The following is a 17,287-nucleotide window of genomic DNA, read 5'->3' on the forward strand; positions in this document are numbered from 1 at the left end:
CGGATGTCATGCCGCACTTGATGCGGCATCCAGAACAGCATGGCACGGAGGATGCGGCCGCCGCCTTACTGGACCCCGGCTCGGGGGCCGGGGTGACAGTAGAACGAATGGGCGATGCTGTCAGTTCTCATTAGCTTTGGTTCTATGGAGACCCAAATGCTTGGGAGATAGTCAGCATATCCTCTTGAGAGGCAGCGAGATCCACGGACCGTTCATCCCCACCGGATGTCATGCCGCACTTGATGCGGCATCCAGAGCAGCATGGCACGGAGGATGCGGCCGCCGCCTTACTGGACCCCGGCTCGGGGGCCGGGGTGACAGTAAAACGAATGGGCGATGCTGTCAGTTCTCATTAGCTTTGGTTCCATGGAGACCCAAATGCTTGGGAGATAGTCAGCATATCCTCTTGAGAGGCAGCGAGATCCACGGACCGTTCATCCCCACCGGATGTCATGCCGCACTTGATGCGGCATCCAGAGTAACATGGCACGGAGGATGTGCTTGCCACAGCACTGGACCCCGGCTCGGGGGCCGGGGTGACGGTGAGTGTGTTGTGAGGTTTTTTGGTCTCATTCACCTTGGATGAAACATGGCTTTTTGACCTCCAGCATCTCGCCCAACCACCGGATGTCATGCCGCACCTGATGCGGCATCCAGAACAGCATGGCACGGAGGATGCGGCCGCCGCCTTACTGGACCCCGGCTCGGGGGCCGGGGTGACAGTAAAACGAATGGGCGATGCTGTCAGTTCTCATTAGCTTTGGTTCCATGGAGACCCAAATGCTTGGGAGATAGTCAGCATATCCTCTTGAGAGGCAGCGAGATCCACGGACCGTTCATCCCCACCGGATGTCATGCCGCACTTGATGCGGCATCCAGAGCAGCATTCCACGGAAAATGCGGCGTACTCCCTGTTTGCAGGGATTTGGAACGGGCCGTTATGCCGAGAAGTACTACTCCGCCGCCGCATCCGGTTCGTATCCGAGGCGTTTGTTGAGCTCATGTACAAGCCCTTCGGCTGCCTCTGAAATGACCGTACCCGGTGGAAAGATTGCCGAGGCTCCCATGCGATAAAGAGCCTCGTAATCCTGCGGTGGCACAACCCCGCCAACGACGATCATGATGTCGTCCCGACCTTCTTCGCTAAGCGCCTGTTTCAACGCCGGAACCAGCGTCAAATGCCCTGCGGCGAGCGAGGAGACGCCCACGATATGCACGTCATTTTCCACCGCTTGTCGGGCTGCTTCTTCGGGCGTTGCGAAAAGCGGTCCAATATCCACGTCAAAGCCCAGATCCGCGAACGCCGAGGCGATAACTTTCTGGCCGCGGTCGTGCCCGTCCTGACCCATCTTGGCCACAAGGATGCGCGGGCGCCGGCCATCGTTTTCCTCAAACGCTGCCACCAGCTTTTCGAGCCGTGTGACCACATCCGACATGGCTCCAACCTCCCGTTTGTAAACCCCGGCGATGGACTTGATCTCCGCCTTGTGGCGACCCCAGGCATTTTCCATGGCCGTTGAAATCTCGCCCACCGATGCTTTGGCGCGGGCCGCCTTGACACACAAATCCAGAAGATTTCCCGTTCGCTCGCGGGCGCCGTGCTCAAGGGCGGAAAGGGCGGCTTGAGTGTCTGCCTCGTTCCGCTCCGCGCGCAGGCGTTTGAGCTTTTCAATCTGCTGGGCGCGCACCTCTGCGTTGTCGACCTGAAGCACTTCAAGCGGTTCTTCCCGGTCGGGCCGAAACTTGTTGACGCCAATCACGCTCTGATGCCCACTGTCGATGCGTGCTTGTGTCTTGGCCGCAGCTTCTTCAATGCGCAGCTTGGGAATGCCTTTTTCAATTGCCTTGGCCATGCCGCCCAAAGCTTCGATCTCGGCGATGTGTTCCAAGGCTTTTGCGGCCAGATCGTTGGTGAGGCTTTCCACGTAGTAGGAGCCGCCCCACGGATCGATGGTGCGGGTAGTGCCGCTTTCCTGCTGTAGGAACAGCTGCGTATTGCGTGCAATGCGGGCCGAGAAATCCGTTGGCAAGGCAAGGGCTTCATCCAGCGCATTGGTGTGAAGCGACTGCGTGTGGCCCTGAGTGGCCGCCATCGCTTCCACGCAGGTCCGGATCACGTTGTTGTAAACATCTTGTGCCGTCAAGGACCAACCGGACGTCTGCGAGTGGGTGCGCAGCGACAGGCTCTTTGGGTTCTGCGGCTGGAAGTTCTCCTGCATCAACTTGGCCCAGATGAGCCGGGCCGCGCGCATTTTCGCCACTTCCATGAAGAAGTTCATGCCAATGGCCCAGAAGAACGACAGGCGCGGTGCAAACCGGTCAATGTCCATGCCGGCGGCCACGCCAGCGCGGGCATATTCGATGCCGTCAGCAATGGTGAAGGCCAGTTCCAGATCCGCCGTCGCTCCCGCTTCCTGCATGTGGTAGCCGGAAATGGAAATGGAGTTGAACTTGGGCATGTGTTGCGCCGTGTAGGCGAAGATATCGGAGATGATCCGCATGGAGGGCGCCGGCGGGTAGATGTAGGTGTTGCGCACCATGAACTCTTTCAGGATGTCGTTCTGAATGGTGCCCGACAGTTTTTCCGGCGGAACCCCTTGTTCTTCTGCTGCCACGATGTAGAGCGCCATGACGGGTAGAACGGCGCCGTTCATGGTCATCGAAACGCTCATCTGGTCCAGCGGAATGCGGTCAAACAGGGTGCGCATGTCATATATGGAGTCAATTGCCACGCCTGCCATGCCCACATCCCCGGCTACACGGGGGTGGTCGCTGTCATAGCCGCGGTGGGTAGCCAGATCGAAGGCCACTGACAACCCTTTTTGACCCGCAGCCAGATTGCGTCGGTAAAATGCATTCGAGGCTTCGGCAGTTGAAAAGCCGGCGTACTGGCGAATGGTCCATGGTCGCTGCACATACATTGTAGGGTAGGGACCGCGCAGGAACGGCGCCAGGCCCGGCCACGTGTTCACTTGGCGCAGGCCATCGGTATCCTGGGCGCTGTAACTCCCCTTGACCGCGATGCCCTCTGGCGTCTGCCAAGCCGCTTCGGGGTCGGTATTGGGACGCGCCCTCGCGGCCACATCTTCAAAACGAACCTTGGAGTAATCCGGGAACCGGCTCATGACAAAGCCTCCTGGTCGCAGGGGAGTTTCTCGTCCAGAGCGTCAAAACAAGCCTGCAACTCTTCCAGAATATTACTGCCAGTAAAAATGAAACCACTCAGTCCGGCTTGACCAAGAGCCTCTTTCAAATCGGGCAGGCGACCTGCCAGCGTTATCCGCTGAGCCCCAGATTTTTTCAGCAATGCGCATACGTCGACGGCCAGTCTTTCATAGACGTCGTCTTCAGAGCACAGACAGGCAAGCACCGCTCCACTGCGTTCAAATGCGCGCACAATATCCGTGTTTTGTTCAAACTCTTGCATTTCCGTGCACTCGAAACCGCCGGCTGCGTAAAGGTTGGTGGCAAAGGTGGCGCGCGCCGTATGTTGTGCAACTTTGCCCATTGAGGCCAGAAACACTTTGGGACGATGCCCATGGCGCTCCTTGTAAGCGTCGGAACACGCTCTAAGGCGTTCAAATGGTTCGGATAATCGACTTGGCTCTAGGGCAGGACAGGTGTCGCCGCCCTTGCGTTCTCGCGCAGCGACCACATCGGAAAGGGTCGCTTGTCCCCGTAGGCTGTTCAAGATTGCCGCGCTCAGGGCCCCATCGGTGGAGGGGGGCGGCAGGTCCAGCGCCTGTGTGCTCTCCGCGACGTCCAGTTCAGGCACTGAAATCGTATCCACTTGGGGTTCATCCAGGTTGGGATAGGCACTTGTTCCCGTCAGAGGGCGTTTGCCGGTGGCGACGTCGTGCTCCTGCTTGCGTCGGTTTTCCTTAATGTCTTCAGCAATTAGGCCAGAGGTAAGGGCCGCATAAACACCACCTGCCGCTTCGATTTTCTGAAAGTAATCCCACGCGGCATTGACAAGCGCATCGGTGCGCGCCTCGATCATGCCGCTGCCCGCGCCGGGATCCATGACCCGAAACAGGTTACTTTCTTCCGCGAGAATAAGTTGGGTGTTGCGCGCAAGGCGGCGGGCAAAGGCGTTGGGCAAACCGGCGGCACTGGTGAAGGGGAGAACGCAAACGCTATCCGCCCCGCCGACGCCGGCGGCAAATGCACTGGTGGTGCCGCGCAACAGGTTCACCCAAGGGTCGGCTTTGGTCATCATGCGCCACGAGCTTTCCATATGGAGGCGAGCGGGGACCGGCGGCAAATCGGCGCCTTGCAGGAGGGCCGCCCAGAGTTTTCGCAGGGCGCGTGCTTTGATCAGGGTCAGAAACTGGTCCGCATCTGCGCTCAACGTCAGGGATACGTGATGCGGCAGCGTGGTTTCGTCAATCGATCCACGTTCAAGAACCTTCAGGTAATACAAGGCGCTGGCAAGGGTTAGGCCCAGTTCCTGTGTTGCATTGGCGCCCGCATCATGAAAGGTGCGTCCATCGGCGCGGGCAAACGCACTTGTTACCCCTCGCGAGCGAGCATAAGCCACAAGGTCCAAAAGGCGGCCTTCGGGGACTTCTATGGGATTGCCGAGCCACCCGCGACGGGCATAAAACCCGATGATGTCGATGGTGCCTTCCAACCGCAACTGCGCCGGGTCAATGCCTTGGGCCAGACAGGCCTCCATCATGGCAAGGCTTATCGCGGTGCCTTCGTGACCGCAATTCAAGCGCAGGGTGATAAGGTCGCTCAGCACCCCTTGTAACAGCTGCGCCGCATCTTCCAGGCTGTTCAGGTTTATTCCCGCGCCTCGCGATCGGTTGCTGGCCGGAAAAATCAGATCTATGCCCCCGGCGCCGCCCTCCAGATCCTCCAGAATCTGCGCGTTTGCGGCGGTGATTTCCGGAATATCCACGCGTTGAACGATTGTCCACGGCAGCGACGCTTCCCTGAGATGCAGTGGGGCCGCTGTTTGAGACGCCCCATAAATCGGAAGGGTGACAAGTCCGTCACCGCCGGTGCTCTGGAGCTTCTCAAGACCTGCACCCTTCAGTGCAGCTGCCGCGGCCTTCTCCCAGTCAGCGCGCGTGTGCTCCAAAAAAAACTCTGGAATCTCAATGTTTTGCACTGTCGTCATCCGTTCTTCCCCCGTGTTTTATACGAATGATCCCGTAATCAGCGCAAGCTATGCGTTTGACCAATCCGGTAAGGTCGTAGAGTTGCAAGCCGCATGCACCCCGGATCCATGCCCACGAACGATGGATAGGTATTAATGACATTAAGCTTAATCGTCCTAAACTTATCTCAGTTGACCCTGCCGCAACTGGCGCTGTTAATAATGCTTATCAAAAGATTAACAGCTTGAAGGGTTCAACGCCGAGACGACCAGTTTTGAAATGCCAACAGGGCCAGCATTGGCCGCAAGGCAACGACGCAGTACGATAGGTTTCTCGCAATCGAGATGTCAAGCATCGCGTCGGCAGGTGTTCGGTTAAAATATTGAATAAAAATACCTTTTGAGCGTCAAGTGAAAGCGATTGCTCGGCGGTTTCAGGGGGGCGTCCCTTTGGATCTGGAGATCTGAAAAACGGTCCGATTTTGCTGGCGCAGCCAATGCGCTCTGAAGTGAGGCCAGGAAAACTTCGCGGCGACAGGAAGGCCGTGACAGAGGAGACGGGAATAACATCGGTGTCAGACAGTCGTGTGACTGAGTTCGGGACCGGTTGATGGTTGATTTGAATTCATGAAAAGAAGTGTTCCACGGGGTCTTTGGGAAGGTGCAGGAAATGAACGATACAATGGACATCGAGGCAAAGGTCAAGGCAATCGCAGAGGCGCGCGCGGCTAAGCCGGTCCTTGATATCGTGGAGTCCTTTCTGCGCCGGCTTGGGGCCTCACATATCCTGATCACGGGTTTGCCGATGCCAAACCGGACGATTGACAGTCTAGTCCATCGGTTCCGTTGGCCGGACGAGCGCAATGGCGGGATTGAGCGCAGTACTCTGGCCTCCAACGATCCGGCACTTATGCTCGGCCTTTCTGGTAACCGCCCAACCATCCGTTCCGTATCCCCAAGCGAGATTGCCCACTCGGAACTGTTTGGTGCCATTGGAGAAGGTGCCCGGGTCATGGTCGTGCCGGTGGATGCATTGCGTCCCTTCCAGGCCATGGTCATGGGGGCGGGGCGGCAGTTATCCACGGAGCCCTATGATTTGGCAGCTCTGGAGATTGTGAGCTCTGCAGCATTCAGACGCCTGTTTGAGCTGGGTGTCATTTCTGATCAAAGGCCTGGAGACCTGTCCACGCGTGAGCGGCGTGTGTTGGAACTCACGGCTCTTGGCAAAACAGCCCATGAGATCGCCGAGGACTTGCAGATTTCGCAACGCACGGTGCATGCGCACTTGCAAAACGCCAGTGCCAAGCTGAATGCCTCCAATAAAACCCACACCGTGGTGGAAGCGTTGCGCTATGGCCAAATAAAGATCTGACAGGGTACATGGAGGGCGCGCTCCTTTATATAGTGCCGAGTGTTTCAAGCTGTGAAAATGGCATTGCAAATCATGAGACCTGCGCCGCGAATTATGAAGTGCTCCGCTGTGTGCAGGTTTACAGTGCGCTGGCTTGCAGAGCGCTGGTTTGATGAGAGGGATATCTTTCGCTGATTGAAGCGATGTTGGATGCCTTCAAATTCTCGAGATGTAGTGGTCCCACCGTTTTTTCTTGTTCATTCAGATGCTTGGGTCGGCTCAAGACGATGTGTTGATAACCAGTATGGGGCCGTTTTGGACTGCACGACCGCATCGCAGGGTTTATATTGCTTCTTCATCTGCTTGACGAGGAGGATCAAACCAGACCAGTGCTGCAGGGTGCAGGATATGATCTGGGTACCGCCAGTTCATCGCGGTCACGCGTTGGGTTTGTCTTGGTTACGGGTCATGGTCGGTGGTCCGCATCGCCATAATAATGCGGCTCCACCGTCAAGCGATGTTTGGGGCAAGACTTGGCCGCCCAGATAGACCATTGAACGCCGCGCCTTCTCAGCCGAGATGAAGCGTTCAAAGCCTAGCCGAAATCATTCTGGCGAGCGTTTTGGGCAACGGTCTTAATTTCGGAATCACGGCGCGCAATTTCCGCGGCTCCGGGCACCTATTCGTCCCATTGCACGATGCAGCTGCGCCAAGTCGGCCTCCGTTTTGTAAGAGGGTACTTTGGTAAGACCGGCAGTTTTAATTGGAGCCACTGTGCTCAATAGCTAAGCGACACTCCCAAGCAGCATTCCGACACGGGCGGTTACGCCGTATCGTTGCAAGCCCATGACGTCGGTCTTGAGCGCCTTTGGGGCAGGCCCTGAACCGGCCTGAACCCTGAACTGAAAACCCTAATAACCTTATTTGAACCCGCGTGGTTTCATTGGAACAACGAGTACATGCTCGGCATCACGCAGGTCTCGGTGCGTTGCCAACCGAGCAAGATCGAAACGCTCACTGGCAAGCCCATCATCAGCTGGCCTGACCTTTCTGGTTATGCAATCTGTTTCAAACCCGGAACTTTCGCGACGATTTCGTTGACCCGCTCGTCCCCGATACGCTCTTTGGCGAGGGTGATGGTTTCTCGTGCGACAGCCTGAATTTGCGCCATGCTCAAGCCTTCGCTGGTCAACTCGTTCAAAGCCGCCAGCATGCCAACGCTGGAAGACATTCGGCTGGCCAGCCCGCCCAACAGGCCAGCATTCTCGCGGGTCTCTTCCGCATTGAGAAAGTTTTTGGCAGCCGGGAAGGCTTCCATCAACGTGTTCATGTCGTCGCTGCTGGCATTCTTGGAAACAAAGTTCAAGATGACGCCGACAGCTGTTTTGGCCTGATCTTCGGTCAGTGCCGTTTTCTTGACTATCCGATCAATTAATACGTGCATGTCTCTCTCCCAGTCCGCCCCCTGACCAAACCGGTCACACAGACCGGAACGAAGCGAGTGCGGGATTTCCCGTTCAGGATCATTACCTCAAGATTAAATTTCTCTGCTCTAATTAGCAAGGTATCATAATTAGTAGTCAATCCGACTAAAGGTCGTAACTGACTGATTTTCAAAAGATTATAGTTCAAATCAAACGGCGGCCTCTGCAAAACCCGAGTTTGCAGCAGAAAGTCTGGGAATTTTCCCAAAAGGTGTGATAGGGCAACTACAACCGTCACGCTTGTAGCTATCGAGCAGACCGGCGTGACCGCCCATCCGGGCGTTCTCTGCGCTATTTCAGGAAGGAAGTCATAGATGACCGCTGTGAATCAGGTTCTCTCGCGTATTGATACCAACATCGATCAAAGCGTGGATCGCCTCTTCGAACTCTTGAGGATCAAGTCGATTTCGACAGACCCGGCGTTCAAGAACGATTGCCGCATGGCCGCACAGTGGATGGCCGACCAACTGACCGCCATTGGCATTCCCTCTCAGGTGCGAGATACGACGGGCCATCCCATGGTGGTTGGTCATCGCACCAGCGATGACAAGCCGGGCCCGCACGTACTGTTCTATGGTCACTATGATGTGCAGCCTGTAGATCCGCTGGAACTTTGGGAAACAGACCCCTTCGAACCCCGCTTGGTCGAACGTGAAGACGGCTCGAAAATGATCGTGGCCCGTGGCGCAGACGACGACAAAGGCCAGCTCATGACCTTTGTTGAAGCTGCCCGTGCCTGGATTGAGGAAACCGGCGATTTGCCGATTTCGGTCACCGTGATGCTTGAAGGTGAAGAGGAAAGCGGATCGCCGTCCTTGCAGCCGTTCCTTGAAGAAAACAAAGAGGAACTGGCCGCGGATCTTGCTCTGGTGTGTGACACCAACATGTGGGACCGGGAAACCCCTGCAATCACGATCATGCTGCGCGGGCTCGTCGGAGAAGAGATCACTCTGCGCGGACCAGACAAGGATCTGCATTCCGGCATGTATGGCGGTGCCGCCCGCAATCCGCTTCACGTCCTTGCGGATATGGTGGCAGGGCTTCGCGACGACGACGGCCGGATCACGTTGCCCAACTTTTATGAGGGCGTTATCGAGATGCCCGACCACGTCAAGGCTATGTGGGACAACCTGAACTTCTCGGAGACAGCGTATCTCGGAGGTGTGGGGTTGACCCAGCCTGGAGGCGAGAAGGGGCGCACGGTTCTGGAACAGATCTGGACCCGCCCAACCTGTGAAGTCAATGGTTTGTGGGGCGGCTACAACGGGGAAGGCTTCAAGACAGTCATTCCATCGGAAGCGCACGCCAAGATTTCCTTCCGTCTGGTTGGTGATCAGGATCCGCAGAAAGTGCGCGACGCGTTTCGTGCGTATCTGGCGGAGAAGACACCGGAAGATTTTGAGTTGATTTTGCACCCGCATGGCGGAGATCCAGCCCTGCGCATGGATTTTGATGCGCCGGCGTTGGCCAAGGGGCAGGCGGCCCTGACAGAAGAGTGGGGCAAGGAAGCAGCACTGGTCGGGTCGGGTGGCTCCATTCCCATTGTTGGCAAGTTCAAGACCATTCTCAACATGGATTCGATGCTGATCGGCTTCGGTCTGGAGGACGACCAGATCCACTCACCCAATGAAAAATATGAGCTGTCGAGCTACCATCGCGGTATTCGCTCTTGGGCGCGGGTACTGGATGCCCTGTCCAAGGACTGATTTTTCCGGGAAATGCAAAGAAGGCGGGCCGTATCGGCTCGCCTGTTGCAAGCCAGCAAGTAAGGCACGATAGAAGGACTTCTCATGAAATCGGTATGTGTTTTTTGTGGTTCCAGCCCGGGTAAGAGACGAGACTATGCCTTGGCAGCGCGGACCCTCGGTCGCACGATCGGTGAACGCGGTGCAACCTTGGTATACGGCGGCGCAAAGGTGGGCCTCATGGGCATGGTTGCTGACGGGGCGCTGGAAGCCGGAGGTTCGGTCATTGGCGTTTTGCCCGAGGCGCTGGCAGCGAAGGAACTGGCCCATCCCGGTCTCAGTGAGTTGCACATCGTGGGCTCCATGCACGAGCGTAAGGCCATGATGTCGGATCTTTCCGACGGGTTCGTTTCCCTTCCAGGCGGAGCGGGAACCATGGAGGAAATGTTTGAAGTCTGGACATGGGGCCAGCTTGGCTATCACCGAAAGCCCTGCGGATTGTTGAACATCAATGGCTTTTATGGCCGGTTGTTGGCCTTTATGGACTTGATGGTCGAAGAAGAGTTCTTGAAGCCGGAAATGCGGGATATGGTCATCGTCAAGGATACAGCTGGCGCCATGCTGGACGCTTTTGAGGGCTACGTGCCGCCGCGCGTTCCAAAGTGGATTACCCGCGCCGAAACATGAAAACGCGGTCTGAGCCAATCAAGCCGCGTGCTAGCGGTCAAACTCCGCTTTATCAAGCCTACTTGCCAGAACGAGTGCAATCACGATGAAGCCCGCTGAGACCCACTCCAGCGGGCTTGGTACGGATTGCACTGCCACACTCCCCAGAACAAGTGCGGTCATGAACTCCAATCCGCCCGCACTGGCGGTAATGGCGCGCCCCGCTATTGGGGCGCCATAAGCCATCAGAAATTGTGGCAAGATACCCGTCAACAGCATGAGGCCCAGCAGGGCACCCCACCCCGATAGACCCTCGGGAAAGGCCTGTGGTGTGTCTGACAGAAGAAACAGCGGCATGGTAATCAACAAGGTGCCAGCAAAAAGACACGCCGCGACTTGAAGGGGCGCCAGATAGTCCGCCCCATGGTTCATCTTGTGCAAGACCAGAGCGTAGGCCGCCGGTGCCATCAAACCAAAAGCAAGCCCTTTCGTGGAAAAGGCGGTATCTCCCGAACTGCTGATCAATGCAAGGATCACCCCAATCACACTGAGCAACGCGCTGAGAACGCCGTAAAAACCTATGCCCCGGCGAGACATGGCCAGCTTGAGGGCCTGCGAAAACAGGGGGTAGGAAAAGAACAAGAGAATGGCCAGCGTGATGGGCAATAGCGCAAGAGCCTTGAAAAAGGCCCATGCTCCCAGACCCATCAGCATACCCGTCAGCATGAATTGCTTGCCACCAGTGCCGGACTTGAGCGCGCGCGGCAACAGCCATCCCAACAGCAAGGCTGGAAATCCATAGCGCGCCACAACGGCAATTTCAGGCGTCAGATTGCCCGCATAGCCGACCATCGCGAAAAAGGGAATGCTTCCATATCCAACTGCACTCAAAAGCACAGCCAGCACGCCCGCTTCAAGGCGGCGTGCTTGAGGAAGCGATGGCTCTGGTATCATGCTCACTGTGCTACCAGAAGCCGCAAAGCCGCTTCAACTCACGGAAACATGTTTCCGGTGGATACGTGCGAATGATGCCCCAAATCTGTCACAAGTCTATGAGCGTTCCATGCGCCTTGCATATTTAAAAGCATCGCCGCTTTGTCTAGTTGCGGCACTTAACCCAAGGCGATCAATCCGCTAAGGGACGTCAACACGGCAGTGGGGGTCAGGTCATGGTATTCTTCCGGCGCCTGGGCTCTGTTGATCCAGACCGTTCGCATGCCAAACTTTGTGGCGCCCGCAATATCCCAGCGGTTGGAAGACTGGAAAGAGCAGGCTTGCGGGTAAATCCGGAAATGCGTGGTGACCATATCGTAGATCTCCGGGTCCGGTTTGAACCGCCGCAATGGGTCAACCGAAAACACTTCATCGAAGACATCGGTCATACCGGCGGCCTGAACAGCGGACTCCAGCATTGCCGGAGAGCCGTTGGACAAGATCGCAAGGCGCGCGCCTTGCTCCTTCAAGGCTTTCAGAACCTCAGGCACTTCCGGATAAGTATCCAGCTTCCAATAGGCGTCAAGAAGCGTTTGCTTGTAACTTGGATCGCAGTCGGGAACCATGTTGTAGGCGGTATCGAGCGCCTCGCGGGTCAGCTCCCAGAAGTCGGCATATTGCCCCATGAGTGATCGCGTCCAGGAATACTCGAGCTGCTTCTCACGCCATACGGCGGAAAGGCGGGTGCTGTTGGGACCAATCGCGGCTGCATGTTTACGGACCGCTGCATGCACATCAAACAGGGTTCCGTAGGCATCAAAAACATAGACCGAGTGGCTCATCATTACTTCCCGCAGTTCGCTTCTCTTGTTCTCTATAGAAACCGCGAACGCAAAACCGCGTCAAGCGATACAACCTATTCAATTTACTGAGTCTTTTTGTTTCTAGTGCCAGTATGCCCAGGAAATGCAATGCACTTGCATCTGAAAGCCGAAAAATACCTGCGAAATTGGGCTGATATTCTAAATCGTTTTAGTCTGTGAGCTTAAATTATATTTATTTTCCAGTTGGTTGGGATGTCTTTTCCCCAAGTCAAAACATTATGCCTGTTTTGCAAAAGACTATTCTGATGTTGCGTACCTTCGTGTGCAATTGTTGAAAATATTTTGGTTAAACTTGAATGCCCATGCGGTAAACCGGTGCCGATATACCTATTCTCCGAGGGAATCGGTATGCGGGCACACTGTTGCGGCTATTGCCTTGGTTCTTGTCAGATTATTTCGTTTTTCGCCGCTCTTCGTGAGAACATATCATGAAATCATGATGTAAAGCGAATTTCTTATGCGCATTTCGTCGGCTAGGCTGGAAACAGTTGACCTCAATCTGTTTTCTGGTTTCGATCCACCTAATCAAAAATACGGTGGGAGTGGCGGTCTCAGGGGAGGCCGCCAAAGAATGGAGTATGAACAATGGCCGATTGGTCGAAAACTTGGACATGGGTGGATGGCGAATGGTTGGAGGGCAATCCGCCACTCATGGGTCCTCGGACGCACGCCGCCTGGTTGGCATCAAGCGTTTTTGATGGAGCCCGTGCTTTTGACGGTGTAATGCCTGATCTGGATTTGCATTCCCAGCGGATCAACGCTTCTGCTGGTGCACTTGGGCTGTCGGCAACAATGCAGTGGGAGCAGATTGCTGAACTGACAAAAGAGGGAATGGGCAAGTTCGAGCGCGACGAGGCGGTCTACATCAAGCCGATGTACTGGGCTGAAGAAGATGGACCTACCGTAATTGACGGCGCGGCGGACTCCACCCGGTTCTGTCTGTGCCTGTTTGCAGCGCCCATGTCCCCCAAAGACAAGGCGATCAGTCTGACGTTGTCGCCATTCCGGCGTCCAACCATGGAGACAATGCCGGTCAATGCCAAGGCAGGTTGTCTTTACCCAAACAATGCCCGTGCGTCCGTGGAAGCCAAGAAACGCGGATTTGATAACGCGATCATGCGAGATACACTGGGCAATGTTGCGGAACTGACGTCAGCCAATGTGTTCATGGTCAAGGATGGGGACGTTCATACGCCATTCTGGAATGGCACGTTCCTGAATGGCATCACCCGCCAGCGCACCATCCAGTTGCTGCGAGACGTGGGCTACGAGGTTTACGAGCGTACGTTGTCGTTCCGGGATTTTCAGGAGGCCGACGAAATCTTCTCCACGGGCAACTACTCGAAGGTCGTGCCCGCCAATCGTCTTGATGACCGGGAAATGGAACCGGGCCCTGTTTCGAAACGGGCGCAGGAACTCTATTTCGAGTATGCGGCCAAATCGCCGTTCACCTATTGACCCTTCAGTGTGCTGGGCCACCGAAATGGTGTGCCGCCCTTTGAGGCGTGAATGGCCATAAGGCAAATGGGTCGGGTCCCGATGGAACCCGGCCCATGCTGTTTCAAATGCCTGTGTTTTGCTCTGCGGGAGCGGTGTATGTCGTGGTCTCGAATGGCTTGAAGGTCATGATAGCTGCAGCAACAAGGGCTCCCGCCGCGACCAGCGATGCCATGGTGAACCCACCAGTCCATTCGAACAGAATGCCCGAGAAGGTGGGGCCAACAACCTGACCAAGCCCAAAAGCTGCGGTCATCAGTCCTATGATTGACCGTGGGCTGCGCGGCGCAAGGCGGCGGGCCTCCACGAGGCCGATGGCAGTAATGCCGACAAAGGTGCCGCCAAGCAAGATGGCCGCAATTGAAATGCCGGTCAAAGAGGGCACCAGGACGCTCACGGCGACGCCCACCGCTTCAAGAAGGCAGGCTAGAGAGATGGCCTTCCCATATCCGATGGCGAGCGCGATTTTGTTCCAGAGAAAAACCGAGGGCATGATCGCAAGGCCCACGAGCATCCATCCACGGGTGGCGAAGTCTTCCAGGCCTGGGGTGGTCGCCGCGATGGCACCCAGAAAGGTTGCGGTGATGACATACCCGAAGCCGAAAAGGCCATAGGCCACAATCAATCGCCCTGCAGTGCGCGGCAATCTGGGCTCGCTTGGAGAGGTCGTGCCCATTACGTGAACCAAAGGGGCTTCGCGGGATGGAAATAGGAGCAACACATACGCCATCAGCACGAAACTTGCTGCGCCGCTGATCCACCACAGCGTTGAAGAGGTTATTGAAAAGTTGCCGGCCACTTCAATGGCGAGTGAAGAAACAAAGATGCCAAGGCCGACACCGGCAAAGATGACCGGGGTGAGGTGCTCTTTGCCCAACTGCCCCAGACGACCGATAATCAAGGTTGAGGTGAGAACGAAAACATAGGCGCTGGTTACTCCCGACACAAAGCGCGTGAGGCTGTAGTACTCCACGGAGCCTGAAAAACTCATCAAGCCCGTCGTCAGCGCCGTCAGCGCCAGACCGACTGCAAACAGAGCATAGGCTCCGCCGGGAAGGGGCGCGCGGGCCGCCAGCAGTGCCCCGACCAAATACCCCATGTAATTGCCAGAGGCGATCAGGCCGGCTCCGAATTCATCAACTCGCAGTTCTGCCAGCATCCACGGCAGGATGGGAGTGTAGACGAAGCGTCCAATTCCCATGACGGTTGCCAAGGCCAAGCAGCCTCCCAGCGCAATCTGAAGTGGCGTACGGGATTGACTCATTCGCGCCTCATCACAACATCTCGGGTACAGCGTTCTAACACCTCACGTTACGGGGTGCTGGTGAAACATCACTTACCAATGGTTGTTAGCGGATCCAGAACGCCTTGTCCGCGCTACGTTAGATGTATGGGGTCTAAAAAAATAACAAAAATATTTGTAAATCCTACGTAGAAACCGTTGCTGAGAGACCCAAAGAACATTATGTTTCGCCACAAGTTGCCCGTTCGGCGCAGCCGCAATGAGCAGCAGGAAGTCGTACCAACGCTCGATTGGAGGCAAATCTATGTCGTTTAAACTTGAAGACCTGCCATATGCTTACGACGCTCTGGCTCCCTACATGTCTGCTGAAACGCTTGAGTATCACCACGACAAGCACCACCAGGCTTATGTGACCAACGGCAACAAGCTGCTCGAAGGCTCCGGCCTTGAAGGCAAAAGCCTTGAGGAAGTTGTCAAGGAAAGCTATGGCACCAACGCCGGTCTGTTCAACAACGCAGGTCAGCACTACAACCACCTGCATTTCTGGAAGTGGATGAAGCCAAACGGCGGCGGCGCGCTGCCGGCTGCACTCGCCAAGAAGATCGAGGAAGATCTGGGCGGCTATGACAAGTTCCGTGCTGATTTCATCAATGCAGGTGTGACCCAGTTTGGGTCTGGCTGGGCTTGGCTCGCTGTAAAGGACGGCAAGCTGGTCGTAATGAAGACACCAAACGGCGAAAACCCGCTTGTTCATGGCGCAACACCGATCCTCGGCTGCGACGTGTGGGAGCACTCTTACTACATCGACTACCGCAACGCCCGCCCCAAGTATCTTGAGGCGTTCGTCGATAATCTCGTCAATTGGGAATACGTCGAGGAACTGTTCAACAAGGCAATCTGAGTCTTGTGAACGGCTAGAAAGTACTGAAGAGCGGTCCGGTTGGGCCGCTCTTTTTGTTTGGTGGTTTGGTCGGCATACGGTGACTTTCAGCTGAAAAGGCCGGTTCGTAGGCCAAGGGAGCAGCGCGACGTGATGATCTGTTCGAGCAAACCATTCATGAGATAGAGGTAGGCCTCACATTCGTCCTGCGTGGTAAAACATGCCTGCGTGGTCACGTTGTATGGCCGGTCGTCGCTCAACACGCGCCCGCCCACATTCGCCTGAAACAGTTGGCCCGGTGGTGTGGTTTGGCTGGCAATGCGGCAGTCGTATTCTGTCCCTTCGACGACCGGTATGGTTCGGCCCGTGTTGGGAATGACGCGGGCTTCAAGATAGTTGGTGCTTGGCGGGCTGGCGCACCCGCCAAGCACGCCCATGACAGCACAAACTGCGGCGATTGTGTTTTTATTCATTTTTGTCTCGCAGCTTTTCGTTTGAGGGGCCACGACGCTGTCACGGGGTTTGGGGTCTTAGAAGATGCTGGCATATCCGCGTTGGCATGCGGCGCTATTGACCAGTTGCAAGTACCCTCTCATGAAGTTGAGGTAAGCATCGCATTTCTGGGCTGTTTGGAAGCACGCTACACTGGAGATGAACCGGCTTGGGTCGGTGAAGCGGCCCGTGACAAACGCCTGATACACATTCTCTGGTCCATCTTCATAGACACGTATTCGGCAATCGTACTCCGTACCGTAAACGCGTGGGCGCGATTGCATGTCGTTGGGAAGAAGGAAGTTGAACGGGTATTCGGCTGGTTTGAAGTAATAGGTTGTATGTGGACTTGCCGGGTTGTGGGGCAGGTTGGCGGCGGTGGCTGCGGGGGAAAAGCCAAATGCCAAAACGGCGGCAAGTAATGTCACCCAATGTGATCTAGCCATTTTTGTCTCCCTTTGCGGGTTGTTGGGCGCCTGAAAGAATCAGGCACCAGACCGCGAGTATACCAGACCAAGGCTGGCGCCACTCCACTTTCATGAAAGAAGAGAGTAGGGAGAGGTGACTATCAAAGTCCTAATTTCACGCTGCGAGATGCGAGCGTGTTTAACTTTGAGTATTCTTGATGTAGACGTTTTGAGGGTTGCGATTGAGAAAGGATTGACCCCTGCCGTAGAGGCCAATCCTTGAGTGATTACCTGCTGGCAATCTTTAGGCTCTGTTGACAAAGTTTCGTAGCCAGAGACGTGCAGCCGCGAGATTGAGGAAAGCTTCGAAGGACGCTTTGGTTTTATCGTATCGTGTAGCGATCCTGCGGAACTGTTTGACCTTGTTGAACATGCGCTCGATCCGGTTCCTGTCCTTGTAGGCCCGGAAGTCGCAAGGTATCGGTTCCCTGCGGTTTGACTTTGGCGGAATGACAGGGCTGATGCCAGCCAGCAGCAGGCTTTGGCGCACTGCATCGCCATCGTATCCCTTGTCAGCCAGGAACAGCCGAGGTTTGCGGAAAGGCATATCCAGTAGGGCGGGAACGGCGCTGTAGTCGGATGCTTCACCGCCTGTCAG

Annotated in this window: 14 protein-coding genes; 5 read left to right on the forward strand and 9 right to left on the reverse strand. The window is 55.9% G+C overall.

Translation table 11 applies throughout. The features are described 5' to 3' along the window. Positions 1 to 953 precede the first annotated feature (953 nt). Positions 954 to 3,125 (reverse strand): methylmalonyl-CoA mutase, encoded by a 2,172-nt coding sequence (gene scpA / locus G512_RS0119260; RefSeq protein WP_028483115.1) that lies wholly within the window; start codon positions 3,123 to 3,125, stop codon positions 954 to 956. Then, on the reverse strand, positions 3,122 to 5,128 hold the full coding sequence (locus G512_RS0119265) for a methylmalonyl-CoA mutase family protein (protein ID WP_036490322.1): 2,007 nt from the start codon (positions 5,126 to 5,128) through the stop codon (positions 3,122 to 3,124). The genes scpA and G512_RS0119265 overlap by 4 nt, the downstream gene beginning before the upstream one ends. Before the next feature lie 649 nt (positions 5,129 to 5,777). On the opposite strand from G512_RS0119265, the gene G512_RS23025 reads away from it, so the two are divergent. Further along, the gene (locus tag G512_RS23025; protein WP_028483117.1) at positions 5,778 to 6,479 is read left to right on the forward strand and encodes a helix-turn-helix transcriptional regulator; all 702 of its coding nucleotides are present in this window, start codon (positions 5,778 to 5,780) and stop codon (positions 6,477 to 6,479) included. Positions 6,480 to 7,512: 1,033 nt separating this feature from the next. Here the strand turns inward: G512_RS23025 and G512_RS0119275 are convergent. Further along, the gene (locus tag G512_RS0119275; protein WP_028483118.1) at positions 7,513 to 7,902 is read right to left on the reverse strand and encodes a DUF2780 domain-containing protein; all 390 of its coding nucleotides are present in this window, start codon (positions 7,900 to 7,902) and stop codon (positions 7,513 to 7,515) included. A 354-nt stretch (positions 7,903 to 8,256) separates the two neighbouring features. Between G512_RS0119275 and G512_RS0119280 the strand changes: the two genes are divergently transcribed. Both G512_RS0119280 and G512_RS0119285 read left to right on the forward strand, forming a co-directional pair. Further along, positions 8,257 to 9,648 (forward strand): dipeptidase, encoded by a 1,392-nt coding sequence (locus tag G512_RS0119280; RefSeq protein WP_028483119.1) that lies wholly within the window; start codon positions 8,257 to 8,259, stop codon positions 9,646 to 9,648. Between the two features lie 84 nt (positions 9,649 to 9,732). Next, on the forward strand, positions 9,733 to 10,314 hold the full coding sequence (locus G512_RS0119285) for an LOG family protein (RefSeq protein ID WP_028483120.1): 582 nt from the start codon (positions 9,733 to 9,735) through the stop codon (positions 10,312 to 10,314). A gap of 30 nt (positions 10,315 to 10,344) precedes the next feature. On the opposite strand, the gene G512_RS0119290 is transcribed toward G512_RS0119285, so the two are convergent. Next, complete coding sequence (locus G512_RS0119290; protein ID WP_028483121.1) at positions 10,345 to 11,247, reverse strand: EamA family transporter; 903 nt, start codon at positions 11,245 to 11,247, stop codon at positions 10,345 to 10,347. Between the two features lie 158 nt (positions 11,248 to 11,405). Beyond that, entirely contained in the window at positions 11,406 to 12,068 is a 663-nt protein-coding gene (locus G512_RS0119295) for a haloacid dehalogenase type II (protein WP_028483122.1), read from the reverse strand. A gap of 627 nt (positions 12,069 to 12,695) precedes the next feature. Here G512_RS0119295 and G512_RS0119300 point away from each other — a divergent pair. Beyond that, entirely contained in the window at positions 12,696 to 13,568 is an 873-nt protein-coding gene (locus G512_RS0119300) for a branched-chain amino acid aminotransferase (protein WP_028483123.1), read from the forward strand. Between the two features lie 103 nt (positions 13,569 to 13,671). Here the strand turns inward: G512_RS0119300 and G512_RS21945 are convergent, their stop codons facing one another. Beyond that, positions 13,672 to 14,871, reverse strand: coding sequence for a YbfB/YjiJ family MFS transporter (locus G512_RS21945; RefSeq protein WP_051269735.1), 1,200 nt, complete (start codon positions 14,869 to 14,871; stop codon positions 13,672 to 13,674). Between the two features lie 283 nt (positions 14,872 to 15,154). On the opposite strand from G512_RS21945, the gene G512_RS0119310 reads away from it, so the two are divergent. Then, a complete protein-coding gene (locus tag G512_RS0119310) occupies positions 15,155 to 15,751 on the forward strand; it encodes a superoxide dismutase (RefSeq protein ID WP_028483124.1) in 597 nt (198 codons plus the stop codon). An 86-nt stretch (positions 15,752 to 15,837) separates the two neighbouring features. Here G512_RS0119310 and G512_RS21950 read toward each other — a convergent pair whose 3' ends face one another. The 3 genes from G512_RS21950 to G512_RS0119325 form a co-directional block, all read right to left on the reverse strand. Then, positions 15,838 to 16,203: a hypothetical protein gene (locus tag G512_RS21950; RefSeq protein ID WP_051269739.1), complete on the reverse strand. Its 366-nt coding sequence runs from the start codon at positions 16,201 to 16,203 to the stop codon at positions 15,838 to 15,840. A gap of 57 nt (positions 16,204 to 16,260) precedes the next feature. Beyond that, a complete protein-coding gene (locus G512_RS22900; RefSeq protein WP_208975085.1) occupies positions 16,261 to 16,668 on the reverse strand; it encodes a hypothetical protein in 408 nt (135 codons plus the stop codon). A 265-nt stretch (positions 16,669 to 16,933) separates the two neighbouring features. Then, positions 16,934 to 17,287 (reverse strand): IS5 family transposase (locus G512_RS0119325; RefSeq protein WP_028483125.1); only part of this gene is annotated, 354 nt, incomplete at its 5' end.

Source organism: Pseudovibrio exalbescens DSM 16456 (assembly GCF_000422785.1).
GTDB lineage: Bacteria > Pseudomonadota > Alphaproteobacteria > Rhizobiales > Stappiaceae > Pseudovibrio > Pseudovibrio exalbescens.

Bases quoted from the DNA above. Each gene is read 5' to 3' on its own strand.
- scpA (WP_028483115.1), bottom strand. From the start codon at position 3,125: ATGAGCCGGTTCCCGGATTACTCCAAGGTTCGTTTTGAAGATGTGGCC.
- G512_RS0119265 (WP_036490322.1), bottom strand. From the start codon at position 5,128: ATGACGACAGTGCAAAACATTGAGATTCCAGAGTTTTTTTTGGAGCAC.
- G512_RS23025 (WP_028483117.1), top strand. From the start codon at position 5,778: ATGAACGATACAATGGACATCGAGGCAAAGGTCAAGGCAATCGCAGAG.
- G512_RS0119275 (WP_028483118.1), bottom strand. From the start codon at position 7,902: ATGCACGTATTAATTGATCGGATAGTCAAGAAAACGGCACTGACCGAA.
- G512_RS0119280 (WP_028483119.1), top strand. From the start codon at position 8,257: ATGACCGCTGTGAATCAGGTTCTCTCGCGTATTGATACCAACATCGAT.
- G512_RS0119285 (WP_028483120.1), top strand. From the start codon at position 9,733: ATGAAATCGGTATGTGTTTTTTGTGGTTCCAGCCCGGGTAAGAGACGA.
- G512_RS0119290 (WP_028483121.1), bottom strand. From the start codon at position 11,247: ATGATACCAGAGCCATCGCTTCCTCAAGCACGCCGCCTTGAAGCGGGC.
- G512_RS0119295 (WP_028483122.1), bottom strand. From the start codon at position 12,068: ATGAGCCACTCGGTCTATGTTTTTGATGCCTACGGAACCCTGTTTGAT.
- G512_RS0119300 (WP_028483123.1), top strand. From the start codon at position 12,696: ATGGCCGATTGGTCGAAAACTTGGACATGGGTGGATGGCGAATGGTTG.
- G512_RS21945 (WP_051269735.1), bottom strand. From the start codon at position 14,871: ATGAGTCAATCCCGTACGCCACTTCAGATTGCGCTGGGAGGCTGCTTG.
- G512_RS0119310 (WP_028483124.1), top strand. From the start codon at position 15,155: ATGTCGTTTAAACTTGAAGACCTGCCATATGCTTACGACGCTCTGGCT.
- G512_RS21950 (WP_051269739.1), bottom strand. From the start codon at position 16,203: ATGAATAAAAACACAATCGCCGCAGTTTGTGCTGTCATGGGCGTGCTT.
- G512_RS22900 (WP_208975085.1), bottom strand. From the start codon at position 16,668: ATGGCTAGATCACATTGGGTGACATTACTTGCCGCCGTTTTGGCATTT.